Here is a 16655-nt window from a genome sequence, read left to right on the forward strand (position 1 = left end):
CTTAAAACAATCAAAAGCTATTTAATTACGAAATGATAAATTAATCCTAGGATTAAGAATAACAACATTAAGATAAACATTACGATCTGCAAGATCTTAATAATTCCACGGTCTTTGGTCTTTTTAAAGATCTCTAGATCTTGTCCAGATAATGATGCTAACCCTCCAGTTGTTCCAGAGTTAGATAGTCCTAGTCCGACTAATAGCGAAACGATTGCTAGTACAAAAAATGTTATTTCAATTGGATTCATATCGTAATTAATATTTCTTTATTAGGATAAGTAATTATAATAATTTAATTTTTTAATTGTTTATATAGTGTCCGGATTTTTTTGTTGTAATGTCCCAGACCTGTTCTTGTAATCTGATGACCTTGTTTGATTAATAGCTCACTTAATTCAGCTAATGAAGCTGAAGGGTTATTAAGTTTGGTATAACAATAACTTTTAAATAACGGTTTTTGATCGTTAAATTCAACAGTATTAACGATTGCTTCAATCATTGGAATTAGCTTGTTATTTAGATCAATCGTTTTAGTGAGATTAACAATATCAAGATTATTTGATAGTTGAATTTTTCTAACCATTTTGCGTTTAAGATTGTTATCTTCATATTTAAACATGCAACTAAACGCGTTAATAAAAGCCAAAAAATCAATGATCTCTTGAGTCTTTTTTAGGTATAAAATGTACTTATTTTTACGGGTAATTAACTTAAAATTATTAAACCCACTTTGCATTAATAAATCGTTAATTAATAACGCTTTATGTTCATAACTAAAGATCAATTCAAGGTGATGATCTTTTGCATCAAAAGTAGATAAATTACCCACACTCAAAAACAATCCACCAAAAAAAGCGCGTAATTGTTGTTCGTTTAATTCGCTTTTACCTAAACTTAATAGTGTTGGATCTAATTTAAAGATCAGTTCATATTCGTGCTTTTTTAACTGGTTGATTCGGTGGGTGTGTTTGATTTCGTTTTTTAACTCTTGATTAAGTAAGATTAAAATCTTTTTTAAAAAGATGATCGTTTTTGGGTGCTGAGAAATATAACTTTGATGATCATCGCTAGTAAGTTGTAACTTATCAAAGATGACCCCGTTTAAGAAATACTTTGCGTTAGTTTGGTCTAATGTTTGATCACAAATCTCACTTTTAACCTCTTGACTAAAGGTGATCATCTATTTTTGTAATTTGAAGAAATCATTAACCGCTAAAGCAGCGATCGTTCCGTCTGAAATTGCTGTTGAAATTTGTCTAATCTTTTTATTAACACAATCTCCAGCAGCATATAACCCATCAACACTAGTTTTTTGGTTAGCATCAACTAATACATATCCTTCTTCATTTAAGATGTTAAAGGGCTTTAAAAAACTAGTGTTGGGAATTGCACCAATATAAGGGAATAAACAGTCAATATTAAGGTCGGTTGATTCGTTGTTTTTTAAGTTTTTAACCCTAACTCCTTTTAATGTTTGATCACCTAAATAACCATCAACTACACTAGACAATAAGAAATGAACGTTCTTCTTTTCTTTTAGTTTATTTACAGCATAACTATCAGCTCTAAATTCATCTCTACGGTGAATTAAATAAACTTTATTACAAATCCCTGATAAGTATAAAGATTCTTCAACAGCAGCATTCCCACCACCAACAACCGCAACATCACGGTTCTTATATAATGGACCATCACAGATTGCACAATATGAAATTCCTTTGGTTTCAAACTTAGCTTCATGTTGTAAACCTAATTTACGTTCAAGTGTTCCTGTTGCTACAATTACTGCTTTAGATAATAATGTCTTGTTATCTAAATAAGTAAAGAAATAGTTTTCTTGTTTATCAATCCCACTTACTTTTGAATAAAAGATTGGCACGTCTAAACTGTTTAGTTGGTTAAACATATTAACGGCTAAATCTGGTCCTTTGATTGAAGCAAAACCAGGATAATTATCAATAAACCCTGTTTTTAAAATCTTTCCACCTGGTGCTGAACCTTCAACAACACAAACATTAATATTTGCGCGTTTAGCATAAATCGCTGCTGAAATTCCAGCTGGTCCACTTCCTACAATTACTAGATCAAATAGATCATTTTTTCCATCAACTCGGTATGACATAATTTTTTATCTTTTTTAATTAGTTTTTAAAAAAAACCTTGAAGATTTTTGATTAGAAATCTTCAGGGCTTGTTTGATTATTTTCGACTTTATTTGGTTTGCGACCACGTTTAGCTGTGGCATCGCTTTTTATCTTCGATTCGATCCGTGATTGGTAATCATGAAACTCTAACTTCACATCTAAACTTGTGATCTTAGAATCAGGAACTAAATGGAAGATTTTAGATAGGGCTAAGATTTCATTTTCAATATTAAAGTAAATTGAATACGTTACCAAATATGTTTTGTTTAACATATTTGGTTTAATGAAATCTTTTACAGGTCCAATGTCAGTACACACCATTGTAATTTGTTTATGTCTTACTACTGGTTGACCATTTTCAGCAAACATCACAAAGTCTTGGAACGACATCGAGTTCGTATTATGATATACCAATAACTTGCGATTTAATAAAACTTGGTTAACAAAAACTGGTTCTTTCTTTTGATCGAAATATACCACTTGATCTACTTTAGGGAAAGCCGACGATAGGAAATCATCTTTATTAGATAAATCCTTGAACATATTGATATCGAACAAACTAAAAGGTGTGCGATACAATTCTGAGTGCTCAAAATTTGTGACTTTATCAAAATCTAAGAAATTAATAAAAAACCCTGTTTTATAATCTTTATGAACGAAATACCCTGGTTTTGTATTATTGTCTAGGACATTATAATTACACAAAACTGAGAATACCTTACGAATCAAGTTGCGTGAAAGACCAAACTTGATTGATAGTTGGCGTTCTGATGGAATTCGTTTATTAGGTAGTCACTGCTTTGATTGAATCTTTAAGTAGATATATAGTAAAACAGTATTGTACATAATTTTATTGACATTTACGGCCTAGATTATAAAATAATTTAAAATTTTTTATACAGTTTATGAATCCTTTATCACAATGGATTAAATTAGTTGAACAACTCCACTATGATAGTGGTTATGTTTTTTGTAATATTATTGATTTAGCGCTGACAAATCATATCAATTTTCATAAAACAAACCGACAACTAACCTTTTTCTTGATCTATGATCAAAATCTTAATGAGCTATTAATCTTTGATAATAGTAATGGTTTTAGTTATGACGAATTGATTGTTTTAAGTAATTTTTTCCAAGGTGATAATGAACAATACCATGGGTATTTTCGATCTTTAATTAAATTAGCCGATCAATTTGAATTTTTCAATCAAAGTGCTGTTGAAGAAGTTGGATACTACTTTACGCTAACTAAGCAAAACGATCAATTGATTTTTAATAATTTAAAACAAACTCAACGCGGGGAATATTACAATCGCACTAGTTTTGCTAATGGAACTTTTATTCGAATTAAAAAATTAAAAAAACCTTATGAAATTGATGAATTAAAAGTAATTGCTAATCGTTTAAAATTAATTTATCAAAAGTTTATTAATACTAATAAACTAAAGATCTATATCTTATATAAAAAAGATCAAGACTTTTTTGATCTTTCAACAAACCCTTTAAATAAATTAACAACTCTTAATAAAGCTAAACCGCTAAATAAAACTAAAAAACCAACCCTAGCAAAACTTAAAAACGGTTCATCACGATTAATCGTGAATAAAGTGATCGAATGAAATGAACAAAAGATCTATTTAAAGGGTTATTTGGGAATTTTACACGATCCTGATTTTAAAAAAGCCGGAATATATCTGTACAACAATAACAAGCTAATCAAAGGAATTAACGTTTATGAGCGTTACCGTCCCGAATTTTTGTTTGGTAACTCAACGCATTTAAATAACACCTACTTATTTGGCGAACTGGAATTAAGCAATCTATCAACCGGTTTGGCTGGTGATCAATTTGAATATGATACGAAATTTGAAAAACAACTACTTAAGATTTTACTAAGCATCGTTGGCGATCAACGTTATAACCAAACTGATAAGATTAGTGGAATGATTAAATCTATTGCTAAAAATAAGAAAATAAATCCACCACCAACTAAACCTTCTAACAAAAATCAAACCAAAGAAATTAGCTTAGATGATGTGTAATAAAAAATTCCCTAGTTTTCTAGGGAATTTTCATTATTTCTTAACCATCTTTAAGATCTCGTCAAGATAGATCGTGTCTTCAAAACGGTAATGTTTTTCTGATTTACCAAAATGACCATAAACTGCTAAACCAGCATAGCTGGTTTTTTTCAGTTTTAACAGTTCAATGATCGTTGCTAAATCGTGATTAAAAATTTTTTTCACAACCTGATTGATGATCATCATATCAACAGTGTTAGTGTTAAAACAATTAACAACGATATCAAGCGGTTTAGGTAACCCGATTGCTCATGAAATGGTTACTTCACATTGTGTAGCTAATTTAGCCTTTACAATATGTTTAGCAATTCATCGTGCATAATAAGCTCCAGAACGATCAACCTTAGTGTAATCCTTACCACTATAAGCACCACCTCCATGATGAGCATAGATTCCAAAGCTATCGACTAGTAGTTTTCTACCAGTCAGACCAGTATCAGCGGTTGGCCCTCCGCTTACAAAGATTCCTGATGGATTAATTAGCGCTTCATAGTTTTTATTAAAACCATATTTAGTAGCAATCTCATCCATAATAAACTTTTTAACAAAAAGTTTAAACACACTTAGATCAACATTCTCTTCATGTTGGATTGACATCAAGATTGTTTTAAGTTCAACTTGATTATCATCTAAATAATTCAAGCTCACCTGAGCTTTCATATCATATTTAGCATGATTGAAAGTTTTATTATCAATTAATTCTTTAGCTAATCGAACAAGATCGTGTGCCATCATTACCGCTAAAGGCATCTGTTCTTTGGTTTCATCACAAGCATAACCAACAGTGATTCCTTGATCACCTGCACCAATCTTTTGGTTTTTTTGATCGACCGATTGAGCAATATCATTTGATTGTTGGTTAATATTAGCAATGATCGTAAAATCGTTACGATCATAACCAAATTGGTTAACAACTTTTCAAGCTGTAGCTACATAATCAACAACCGCTTTGGTGCTAATTTCACCCGCAATAATAATCAGGTGGTTGCACGCCATTACTTCACAAGCAACACGGCTGTTTTCATCTTGTTTTAGACATTCATCCAAGATTGCATCAGCAATCTGGTCACAGATCTTATCAGGATGTGCACTACCAACACTTTCAGCAGTAAACACACCTTTTCTGTTATGGTTTAGTTTAATAATATTCAGTGTTTATATTCCTTAATTTTTAATTATTACCCATAAATTATAGGTTAATAAAAAAAATATTAAACGATTTTATTCGTTTAATAAATATTGTGCATAGTTAATGATCATTGCTGCGTTATCACCCGAATAAATCGGTTTAGGAATCAAAGTTTTAATACTTAGTTCTTGTAACTCTGATCGTAAGTAGCTATTAGCGCTGACCCCACCACCTAATAAGATTGTTTGGTATTTAGTTTGGGTGGTATTAAGCACGTTTTTAATTCGATCAACAAAATCATCGATGATGAATTTTTGAAATGAAGAGATCACTTGAATCTTATTAAAATCTGGGCTATTCTTATTTTGTTCGATATAGCGTATAACTGCTGATTTGAATCCTGAGTAGCTAAATACAGATAACTTATTAGTTTTTAGAAACTGTATGGTTTCAGCTTCTTCAGGGTTAAATAACTGATCAATCTTAGGACCTGCTGGGTATTGTAGATCTAACGCTCGACCAACTTTGTCATACACCTCACCAATCGCATCATCTAATGTTTCATCAATTAAGCTAATCTTTGATGCTGATTGAACATCATAGATTGCAGTATGTCCACCGCTAACTACGATTCCAAGTGCAGGATAAACTAAATCACCTTTTTGATAAGGGCTGTTACCATCATTAATTAATGGCGAATAAATATGACCAAATAGATGATTCACCCCTTGCACTGGAACTTTTAATAATGAACCTAGCGTGTTAGCAAACACTTTAGCAACATGCAAACAGTTTAACAATCCAGGAGATTCAGTATATGTGATTAGATCAATCTTATTTATTGGAATATCAGCTTCAACCAACGCTTCATGAAAAGTTTGGTGCAAGATCTCTTCATGATATCTTGCTGCAATCTCAGGTACCACACCACCATAATTAGCATGAACGCTAGATGATGATTTGGTTCTAGTAGATACAATCTTATCATCAATTGCTATAGCAATTGATAGATCATCACAACTTGATTCGATCCCAAGGATAGTTTTATAGTGCATAATTACTTAATTTTTGTCTAAGTATTATTTTATTTTAATCAATTATTTTTAAACCGAGCAAATGCGTTAATTAAGCTTGATTTTTGAATATCATTAAGTGGTGCTTCAACGAAATTCTTAAGATTTTCTACACCATGAATGAAGTAAGTTGAGTTAATGTTGTTAGTTAGCTCTTCTTCATCAGCAACATCCAGTCAACCTTCTGTAGCCACTAATCCTGTTTCAGGATCTGAAATTATCTTAAGTGGTGAAGTATATTGAACGTAGTTGAAGTTTTCTAGTGGTCCGTTTTTATAAACTGGATTAGGATCATCAGGGTTATCACCAACAACTGCTTGGAAATCTTCTAAAGTTTCATTAACACCCTGTAGTCCAACTTTTTTGATAACTTCATAAGATTGATCAAGGAATCCTGGAAACTGTTGGATATTTAGACGATTAATTACAATCATATCCAATGCTAATGGAGTATTCACCGGGGTTATGATATGATAATTTTCACTAGTCGGTTTTAGTGGATCGCCATCTTCTCCATGGAATTCACCACCTTGAGCTGAAAAGATCGCATCACCATTAAACATGATTCCTCCGGTGTTTCTTTTACTTACTAAGTTATTAATAATTACCGTTGCATCTGAGCTTAATAAAGCTGTTGATTTAACTTTTCCAGCTAGATTTTTATAATTCACTCCAGCATCAGCAATCTGCTTATAAACATCGTAAAACTGTTCTAAGCTTAATTGTGATGGTGGAGGGTTAACTGAAACTGCTCCACCGTTTTTAGTAGTTTGAATTACGTTACCAATTGAATATATTGAACGTTCATCTTCAACAATACCTAAAAGGCTGTTGTTAAAACGATCACGATATTTTTCACTACTAATTGTGCTTAAAACATCATATCAGCTGCTTTCATGATCAACTAAAGATTCAATCTTTGGTCCACGGTAAGCAAACACGAGCGATTGGAAGAAATAAGGTACTGCATAATCTAAAAGATTGACAGGTTGACCATTGATTGAATAACTGGTTAATATTTTTTGAACATCAGTAGTAAACAATGGTAGTGCATCAGTTGCGTTATTCACTGGTACTTCTTGACCTTCATCGTTTAAATAAGTTAAATCGAATTTAGTTCAGTCTAATTTTTGCAAGATCCCTTGACTAATTAAGTCTAAAACTGCATACGTTGATAATGTTCCAATCGTATAGGTTTTATTCTTAAAGTTGGTAATCGCATTTTCATTTGATGAGAAAGTATCAAATTGTAAATTCTTATATGTACTTCTTAATTCAGATTGCAAATTAGGTGACATATATGATTCAAAATTCGCATACACAAAGTTACGAGTTAATATGTTGTCTCCAGCTTCACAACTAGTTACTAAAAGTGATGATGCAGCTAAAGCAGAAACAATTAATTTTACCGGTTTTTTCTTCATTTTTGACATAGCTAGTTACTAATTGATCGTGCAACTTTTTCTTTGTAATTAATCTTTTCAGTAATTGCTTTTTTAATTACTGAAATAGCTGTTGCTAAGATCCCAATAAATACTAAGATTGCACCAAACGCAATTGCTCAACCTTTAATACCTTTAGCAATAGAATATAATTCAGTTGCGATTGTTCTTGCTGAACCTCTTACATAAGAAGTAATAATAAAGTCATCAAATGATATCGCAAAAGCAATTAATCCACCAACGATTAAAGCAGGTGTTAAATAAGATAAAGTAATCTTAAAGAATGTTTGAATTTTGTTATATCCTAGATCTTGCGAAGCTAAGATTAAGTTTGGGTTCATCTTTAACATTCTTGGATAGATTGAAACTAACGCGAATGGGGTGCTGATTGAAATGTGTGAAAGAATAATGGTGAATAGTCCTAATGGTTGAGCAAAAGAAACTCACACCGCAATAAAGAAGATAATTAAGCTTAGACCAGAGATAATATCAGGCACAACAATTGAAGTGTTAGATGCTGATAACATAAGTTTTTGATAAACTTTCTTATTTCTTCAGATTCCAAAAGCAGTAATTGTCGCAATAAAAACAGAAAGGGGTGTTGAAACAAACGCCACGATTAACGAAGTTATTAATGGGGTTAAGAAATCACCTTCAGCTAGCGCTAGATAAGTTTCAAACGCTTTAGCTGGATCAAATTGACTAAACGTTACATTAACGTTTCCTCTTTCAGTTACACCATTGAACGATAAAACAACGATGATTAATAGAGGTAAATAAATAAACAATAAGATGATAAAAATGTAACTTTGTCTTAAAATTGTTTTAAACTTATTCATTTGTATTTACCGTTGTTTTAATTTTGTTTTTTAAAGCTGATCGTTTTTTAAAGTAGCCAACCACTCTTGGAAGAACAAAGAATAAAGTGTAGAAGGCTAAGATCATTAATGATAAAGTAAGGCTTAATGCACTTGCTTGAGAGATAGCCACTTTTGATTCAAGTCCATTAGAACCTAATGAAAGTAAGTAATCCCCAATTAATTGACCATCGTTAGAGTTATTTACAAATCTTCCGATCCCTGCAGTGGTGAATGAAGGTAATAATACCAATGTAACACCTGAGATGATCGCATTTCGACAATAAGGGATAACTACCTTAAAGAAACTTATAAAGTAACTATATCCCAAATCTTGTGAAGCTAACATATAGTTCTTAGGCATTGAGATTAATACTGTATAGATTGGTAAGATCATAAATGGCATAAAGATATAAACCATACCAAGCAATGATCAACCATCACCAAAAGTGCTGTTTGCTTCACCAAAGATTAAGTCTAATATAGACTTAAGTCCAATTACTTTAATTAAGAAACTGTTTCAAATTGGTGCGGTAACTAAAGCTACAACGCTGTATTTGAATAATTTGCTCTTAGTTGTTGATAAGATGTAAGCAAATGGAAATGCGATGATTAAACAGATAATTGTACAAGCAACAGCTAAACCAAATGATTTAAATAATTTAGCCATTGTAAACCCATCAATGATCGAAAAATTTTCAGAAACATTAACAGAAATTGTCTTTCCATCTTGAGTTTGTACACCAAATGTTGTAAACGCATTAACTAAAACAATAATTAATGGAATGATGAAAAGAATTAATAGTAATAATCCGTAAGGAAGAATTAACCAAGTTCTTTTAGGAGCCTTTAAGGTTTGAACGATGGCATTAAAATTTTTATTGGTTCTAAAACTTCTAAGCATCTTCATCTTTCCTCATCATGTGTACGTCCATTTCGTCAAATTTTAAGCCAACGATTGAACCTACTTTAACTTCGTCGATGTTATCAACCTTAAGTTTAGTCTTATCAGGCATTAAACATTCAACTTCTCATAAAACTCCTTTATAAGAAGTTTTAACTACTTCAACGTTAAAGAACCCTTTATCTTTTTCAACTACGTCAAAGTCTTCAGGACGAATTAAAACACGAACATTATCATCTTTTTTAAATTCGTATTCTTCATCAGTGTCGATAATATCACCAGAGTTTAATTCGATCTTGTAATCGCCTAAGTACTTGCCATCAAAGATATTTGCAGCTCCAATGAATCTAGCTGTTCATTCGTTGATTGGCGAGTCGTAAATTTCATTAGGCTTACCAACTTGTTCGATATCACCTTGAGACATTACCACAATCTTATCAGATAGTGATAAAGCTTCTTCTTGGTCGTGAGTAACTAGAATGAAAGTAATGTTTAATTCTTTGTGAATTCTCTTAAGTTCGTTTTGTAGTTGTTTTCTTACCTTAGCATCTAACGCACTTAATGGTTCATCAAGTAATAATGTTTCAGGTTCAATAACTAAAGCGCGAGCAAGCGCTACACGTTGTTGCATACCACCAGAAAGTTCTGAAGGATATTTGTCTTCTTTACCTGTTAAACCAACAAGTTTAATCATGTTGTTGGCTCTTTCTTCGATCTCTTTCTTAGTTAATCTACGAGTTAAAACTTTATTTTCAAAGTTTTCTTTTTTCATCATTGGGTAAGTTTCTCAGTATGAAACTCATCCATCAACGTTTTCTAACTCTTTTAATACCTTATCGTACTTAACATCGATTGGGATCTTCTTTTGGTAGTTAGTTTTAAGTGTAACAATCTCTTGATTTAGTTCACTGATCTCAGCTTGTTCGTATGCTTCAGATAATTTTGCTTGTAGTTTGATTAATTCGTTTTGATATTGAGCAAAACGCATTTCATCGTTTTCTGACATTCAATCACTTTTTTCATACTCTTTACGAATCTTGTCTAACTTAATGGTTAGATCATTCTTCTTTTTGCTTAGATCTTTAATTTTAGCAGCCGCTTTCTTTTCAGCTTCTTTTTGAATGTTTTCAGCCTGAACAGCTAATTTTGGATCGGTGTTTTCCTTAGGTACACGCATGATCTTAAGACCATAACAAACGTTGTTATAAACAGTCATGTTAGGGAATAGTGCGTAATCCTGAAAAACAGTAGCAAACGGGCGCTTGTGAACGGGCATGTCTTTAATGTCGATGCCGTCGATCTTAATTTGCCCATATGTTGGTTGTTCGAACCCAGCTAGTAATTTTAACGTTGTAGTTTTTCCACATCCTGATGGTCCTAACAATGTTACGAATTCAGACTTATTGATATCTAGATTTAGATTTCTAACCGCAACAAAACCATCGTCGAAAGTTTTATTTACGTTTCTTAGCTGAATAAAAACCTTATCTTCCAATTCCAGTTAATCCTTTCAATATAATATCTAATTTTCCTTGTTTGAAAATACAGATAACATTATAAAGTTTTTTTTATGAAAATTTTCAAAAAATAATGAAAAATCTTTTCAAATTTTTTTCGAAAAAAAATATTTAAATTTTAAATTTGTTTAAAACCCTTTAAAATAAAGGTTTTTGCAACATTTTTTGTTTCAAAATTTTAAGAATTTTTTTAAGCAATTTTAGGTGATTTTTTCGCTGTCTTTTTGTTGTAATTTTTTTAAGACGAATTTTAAGTGTATTTTATTACTTTTTTTGTTAACTTTTTTAAGCTAAAAATTTAATGTAAATCGTTATTTATTTTTATGATATTTCCTTAATTATATGCACACCTAATCAAAAAAAGATCATCCCTATAAATAAGGATGATCGTTTTAAAGAAAAAAGGTATAAATTAAATCGCAGATGGCTTAGTAAAAATAATTATTGCAACAATAATAATTGCCAATAAAGTCAGGGCAATAATTGAATAAAAAAACTTTAGAAATTTCTTTGTTTGTGGATTATTTCTTTTGTTTGTTCCACGTCTTGTTGTCGGTTTAGGGCGATTGGCTTCTATTTCTTTTACTTGTTCAAGATTATCATAATCATCAGGATAAGATTTTATTCTTGCTCTTTTTTCTTCTTCTTTTTTTAATTGAGCTTCTTGTTTCTTTTCTTGTTTTATTTGATTGTCAATTTGTTCAAAAAGAGATTGCTTATTATTAAGAACCATCTTTATTTCTTCAGAATGCGCTAGATCGTTCTTAAATTCTTCATTATTATTTACTTCTGGTTTTTGTGTTGCGCGTTTTAAAAACGTTGATGTTGTTAGATTGCTATTACCAGTTTTAATATAACGATACAGATTACTTTTATCACCTTTGGTGATTTGATCTATATCAGATTCGATGTTTTGCATATTAACTGTCATCTTTTTAGGGATAACAGATGGATCGTTTTCAAGATTAAGATCAATTCGTGAATGATTATCAGTTACATAATCATTACCTTGCTGAAAGCTCATTTCTTCCATTAAATAATCAGTATCACCTAAATCAAAATCAACACGATTACTTTTTTCGATTCGATCATCACGATAATTTGCTTTTTTAAATGGCAAATCTTGATTATTAAATTCTTTAATAATAGAAGAAGACTCAAACATATTAGCTTTAGCAGCTGCCCTGCTAGCTAATGTGTCCAAAGTTCTAGAATCAGAACTTCAATGATCATTACCAAATAATGAATCAAACTTATTATTATTCGGTGTAGATGCTGAAGTCTTTATTTGCTGTTGAGCTTTATTATTTGGTTCTAGCTTAAATTCAACTGTATCTAACTTATCTAGATCAATTTTATAGTTATCATCACGATTATTAAAAGCCTTGTTTGTTCGTTGAATGAAATCTGTTTGTGGCGATCTATTAAATTGATTTGCATTAGGAACTAAATTTTTGTTCTTAGTTGATAAATTAAAATCATTAATTTTTTCAGGAATAGACTGATCTCCGCGCTTAATAAATGAAGCATCATGCACACTCATTGTATTAAAAGTTCCAGTATTAGGGCTATAAAGATCAGTTACATGATCGATACTTAAGTAACCTGTAGCTGTTTTAGTATGTTTTTTATCAGGAACAATAATTTCAGATTGAACATTAAATAATTCTTCATCATCATATTCTTCTGTAACTAAAACACGATTAGTCAAATCAGGTATTTCAGCTTGTGTGTCAATAAAAAGAGAACCTAAATTAGTTGGTCTGTTAGCAGACCCATCTTTTATAGGTTCGTCATCATTTTTAATATCTTCAGTAAACGAAATATCATCTTCTTCAATTAAGAAGTCTTCGGTTCTATTGATTAATGCATCACTTATTAAGCGATCTTTCTTTTTATTATCATCCATAAAACGTTAACAAAATTATAATATTTTAAGAAATTTTAATAGGCTAATTTATTAACGTTTTTGATAAATTTATTGCTCTACGTATTCAACAGTATTCAGATATTCTTCGTTGTTTGAATCATCATTATCTTCAAGATCTTCTACTTCATTTTTTACTGGCTTAACAGCATGAGCAGCAGCATTCGTTGTTTCAGTTTTCGTAATATTTAAAACGTAAGTAATTGAAATTGCAAGTTTTGATAGTTCTTCATCCGATTCAAGATCTCTCTTAAGATCAATTGTTAGTTCTCTAAATTCATTTTCGCTTACATTTGGATTGATCATTACATCAATATTGTAACCATTTTTTAAGATCTTGTAAGTATTGATAAGTTCTTTAGAAACATAATTGTTCATGATTTTAGCGATCGCATCAAAGCGATTTTCAAGATCATTATCTTTAATAAATCTAACACCTGGTCTAGCCGCTGATAAGAAATCAGCAATTCTCGTAATTTTTGCGTAGAAATTCTTAGATTTTTCGTATAGCTTTTTTCTACCATGATGACAATTGATAGCATCAATGATATCAATATCCATCTTATAGTGTTGAGCAATAGCTACACCTGCACTTACGTGTTCGTTAGCTGCATATTTAAGATTTTTTCATCTGCCTTCGCCATTTACAATTTCTTTATCAATCGCTTTACCAATATCATGAAGCAAAGCACAAACTTTAGCTTTTTCTTTATTTAGATTTAACTGTTCAGCAATGCTTTCAGCAATTTGAGCTGCTTCGATTGAGTGAGTTAAAACATTTTGAGTATTAGAACCTCTGTATTTTAATCTACCTATATATTCACAAATTTCCTTGCTAGGAATAAAACTAGATTCGTATAGCCCTAAATCTTTAAGTGTTTCTTCACCAACTCGTTTAGCTTCAGCAGTAAATTCATTTAGTGATCCGTATCAACATTTCTTTATTAAATTTTCATTTAAAACATGAGTTCCTTCCTCACTAACCGCTTCAACAATTTTATTCATTGCATTGTAAGCTACTTCTAATTTAATTGTGTTGAATGATGTAATTTCAATTTGATATAAGTGTGGTTTTATACTTAAAGCTACATTGAATAGTTTTTCAATGTATTCCTTATTTTTACCTTCTTTACCTATTAATTTGCCATAAAAATCATCAGTAAATTTTTTCGCTTTTACTTGATCATCATCAACATATTCATATTCAATGGTTTTTAGAGTACCCATTCTAACCATGTCTGTTAGTAAGTTAGCATTATTCATTGCGTTGATTAAAATCTTGTTTAGTTCGTTTGCTATTCCATTTCTTTTGTTGTTTGCAGCTTTTTCTTCTTCCTTGACCATTTTATCAAGGTCGTTTCTTACATACCCACGGTATTCTTCTAAAAGTTGATTTCTAGCCTCTTCATGGGTTAATTTCATCTCTCTTAATAATGTTATTTTGTCTTCAACTTTTTTAGCCTCTAATTTTGCTCTAAGCTCATCATTTTCTCTTTTTCTTTCTTTTATTTCCCCAAATAGTTTTTCTTTTGTGTTTTCTAAAACAATATTAGAACTCAAAACCGAAACAAAGAAATTTCTAATTTCTTTTAGATCTTTTCTTGTTAGTTCTTTATAACTTTCTTGAAATAAATAGTGTTCTTTTAATTTTTCTTCAAGTTCTTCCTGTTTATTGATCTTTAATATTTCTTGTTCAATCTCACGTTGATGCATTTCTGTTTGTTTAAAGAATCTAAATTCTAAGAACTTAAGTAATATAAAAGCTAAAAGCAAAAATGCTAATGCGGTTAATAAACCGACAATTAGGTACATTAATAAAATAGAGACGTTCATACACCAATATTATATTATTGGCAATCTTTTAATTTATTTAAAACCTCATTCCTAATTATTTGGTATAACTCCTCTGATTCACTTATTTTAGAAATTAAATTTGCTTTACCCTGAGCAATTTTTTCTTTTTGGTATGAAAATCAACTACCTGATTGTTCGATTATTTGGTAATCAATCGCTAAATCAATAATTTCATTTATTTCACTGATTCCTGATTTGAAATAAAAGTCGATATAAGTTGTAGTCATCGGTGTTGAAAGCTTATTTTTAGTTATTGTAGCTTTCGATCTAATACCAATAGCATTATTAGCTGCGTCTTTAATAATTTCAGCTCTTCGTAACTCTAATCTTGTTGATGAATAAAATTTTAATGCTTTTCCACCAGTTGTTACTTCTGGATTACCAAACATGATTCCCACTTTTTCTCTTAGTTGATTAATAAAGATGACCGATACATTATGTTTGGCTAACAATGGTTGAATTCTAGAAAGACCTCTAGACATCATTCTTGCATGTGTTCCCATTGTTTGATCTTCCATTTTGCCTTCAATTTCAACCTTAGGAACCAATGCTGCAACCGAATCCACAACAATTAAATCAATTAATTCTGTCTTAATTAATGATTTGATTATCTCAAAACCTTGTTCTCCATAGTCAGGTCTAGCAATAATTAGTTTTGTTAAATCTATACCTAGACGTTTTGCATACCTTAAGTCTAATGCGTGTTCAGCATCAATAAAAGCAACACGCATATTTTTATCAATCGCTTGCTTTATTGTTGATAATGCTAAGGTTGTTTTTCCACAAGACTCATTGCCGTAGATTTCTACGATCCTTCCTTTTATAAAACCATTAGTTCCTAAAGCCTGATCTAATTTAATGCTTCCTGTTGATATGAATTCCAAATCTTTCAATTCATCATTTTCATTTAAATATATGTTGCTTTTACCGAACTTTTGTTGTAATAACTTCAAAATGTCATCATTTGTAACATTTCTAATTCTGTCGTTATTTCTTTTACTGTTTTTTAAATCATTCATAATTTTGTCGTAATTCTTTTTATTAAACATATGTATAAAGTGGTTATTTAGGAAGAAAAATTTTTTTCTTATTTTTAATGAGATTTTTAAGTAAATAAAATATCGTTTTTTTACAAGTTTAGAAAATCTTAAAAAACTTGCATTGTCATTAACTATGAATGATTTCTGCTCATATTCATGAAAAAAATCAATCTCTTTTCATGAAAATAAATTCTTATCTATTTTATAAATTCTAAAAGAATTCTCGGTAAAAATATTAAAAAACAAAGACAGCTTTTTATAACAAAACATAAAACGCCTTTCTAATAGTTTATCAGATATTCTATTGTTTTTAAGTGATGTGTTTTTATAGTCACAAAGCGAACTTCAACAGTTGAATATAATAACTTTTATTTAGCACTTAAAAATGTAAAAAATAGCGTTTTTACCGTGTTTTTTTTGATATTTTAAAAATGTTTATTAGAAAATAATTTAGTATATTTTAGTTTGTTAATAACGCTTTGATAAATAGAATTTTCTTATTATTCTTTAAAACCTATTCTGCTAAACATATATCATACGGGGGCAGTGGGGAACGAAGCTAATTTTGTGTAATCTGGATTTTTTCAAACTTTTAGTTTTTCTTAAGTAAGTTCGGAAATACATCCATTAACTCTTCATATATTCTATATCAATTTCTCAGTCTATTACTTTTCTGATTTA

General features: G+C 30.4%; 14 protein-coding genes and 1 pseudogene. 1 reads left to right on the forward strand and 14 read right to left on the reverse strand.

Annotation, left to right across the window (positions count from 1 at the left end):
• Positions 1-17: 17 nt before the first annotated feature.
• The 4 genes from secG to P690_RS03960 are packed head-to-tail and all read right to left on the reverse strand — an operon-like array spanning position 18 to position 2993.
• Positions 18-251 (reverse strand): preprotein translocase subunit SecG, encoded by a 234-nt coding sequence (secG, locus tag P690_RS0101765; protein ID WP_027122083.1) that lies wholly within the window; start codon positions 249-251, stop codon positions 18-20.
• Positions 252-295: 44 nt separating this feature from the next.
• A complete protein-coding gene (gene whiA, locus P690_RS0101770; protein WP_027122084.1) occupies positions 296-1183 on the reverse strand; it encodes a DNA-binding protein WhiA in 888 nt (295 codons plus the stop codon).
• Positions 1184-2125 carry a thioredoxin-disulfide reductase gene (gene trxB / locus P690_RS0101775; RefSeq protein WP_027122085.1) on the reverse strand — a complete coding sequence of 314 codons (942 nt, stop codon included), beginning with the start codon at positions 2123-2125 and terminating at the stop codon, positions 1184-1186.
• A gap of 52 nt (positions 2126-2177) precedes the next feature.
• Entirely contained in the window at positions 2178-2993 is an 816-nt protein-coding gene (locus P690_RS03960; protein ID WP_051420959.1) for a GntR family transcriptional regulator, read from the reverse strand.
• 59 nt (positions 2994-3052) lie between these two features.
• Between P690_RS03960 and P690_RS0101785 the strand changes: the two genes are divergently transcribed.
• A complete protein-coding gene (locus P690_RS0101785; protein ID WP_027122086.1) occupies positions 3053-4192 on the forward strand; it encodes a hypothetical protein in 1140 nt (379 codons plus the stop codon).
• A gap of 33 nt (positions 4193-4225) precedes the next feature.
• Here P690_RS0101785 and metK read toward each other — a convergent pair whose 3' ends face one another.
• From metK to P690_RS04355, 10 genes and pseudogenes are all read right to left on the reverse strand, one after another.
• Complete coding sequence (gene metK / locus P690_RS0101790; protein ID WP_027122087.1) at positions 4226-5347, reverse strand: methionine adenosyltransferase; 1122 nt, start codon at positions 5345-5347, stop codon at positions 4226-4228.
• Positions 5348-5452: 105 nt separating this feature from the next.
• Complete coding sequence (gene tsaD, locus P690_RS0101795; protein ID WP_027122088.1) at positions 5453-6415, reverse strand: tRNA (adenosine(37)-N6)-threonylcarbamoyltransferase complex transferase subunit TsaD; 963 nt, start codon at positions 6413-6415, stop codon at positions 5453-5455.
• Positions 6416-6444: 29 nt separating this feature from the next.
• A complete protein-coding gene (locus P690_RS0101800) occupies positions 6445-7866 on the reverse strand; it encodes a spermidine/putrescine ABC transporter substrate-binding protein (RefSeq protein ID WP_027122089.1) in 1422 nt (473 codons plus the stop codon).
• A gap of 2 nt (positions 7867-7868) precedes the next feature.
• The gene (locus P690_RS0101805) at positions 7869-8714 is read right to left on the reverse strand and encodes an ABC transporter permease (protein ID WP_027122090.1); all 846 of its coding nucleotides are present in this window, start codon (positions 8712-8714) and stop codon (positions 7869-7871) included.
• A complete protein-coding gene (locus P690_RS0101810; protein WP_027122091.1) occupies positions 8707-9675 on the reverse strand; it encodes an ABC transporter permease in 969 nt (322 codons plus the stop codon). The genes P690_RS0101805 and P690_RS0101810 overlap by 8 nt, the downstream gene beginning before the upstream one ends.
• Positions 9629-11131 carry an ABC transporter ATP-binding protein gene (locus P690_RS0101815; RefSeq protein ID WP_027122092.1) on the reverse strand — a complete coding sequence of 501 codons (1503 nt, stop codon included), beginning with the start codon at positions 11129-11131 and terminating at the stop codon, positions 9629-9631. Before P690_RS0101815 ends, P690_RS0101810 begins: the two co-directional genes overlap by 47 nt.
• 434 nt (positions 11132-11565) lie before the next feature.
• On the reverse strand, positions 11566-13062 hold the full coding sequence (locus P690_RS0101820) for a hypothetical protein (protein ID WP_027122093.1): 1497 nt from the start codon (positions 13060-13062) through the stop codon (positions 11566-11568).
• A gap of 69 nt (positions 13063-13131) precedes the next feature.
• Positions 13132-14913 (reverse strand): HDIG domain-containing metalloprotein, encoded by a 1782-nt coding sequence (locus P690_RS0101825; RefSeq protein ID WP_036459521.1) that lies wholly within the window; start codon positions 14911-14913, stop codon positions 13132-13134.
• Between the two features lie 14 nt (positions 14914-14927).
• Positions 14928-15983 carry a recombinase RecA gene (gene recA / locus P690_RS0101830; RefSeq protein ID WP_027122095.1) on the reverse strand — a complete coding sequence of 352 codons (1056 nt, stop codon included), beginning with the start codon at positions 15981-15983 and terminating at the stop codon, positions 14928-14930.
• A gap of 583 nt (positions 15984-16566) precedes the next feature.
• Positions 16567-16655, reverse strand: a pseudogene (locus tag P690_RS04355) (transposase); the annotation flags it as partial.

The sequence above is a fragment of the Mycoplasma imitans ATCC 51306 genome, assembly GCF_000518305.1.
Lineage (GTDB): Bacteria > Bacillota_I > Bacilli_A > Mycoplasmatales > Mycoplasmoidaceae > Mycoplasmoides > Mycoplasmoides imitans.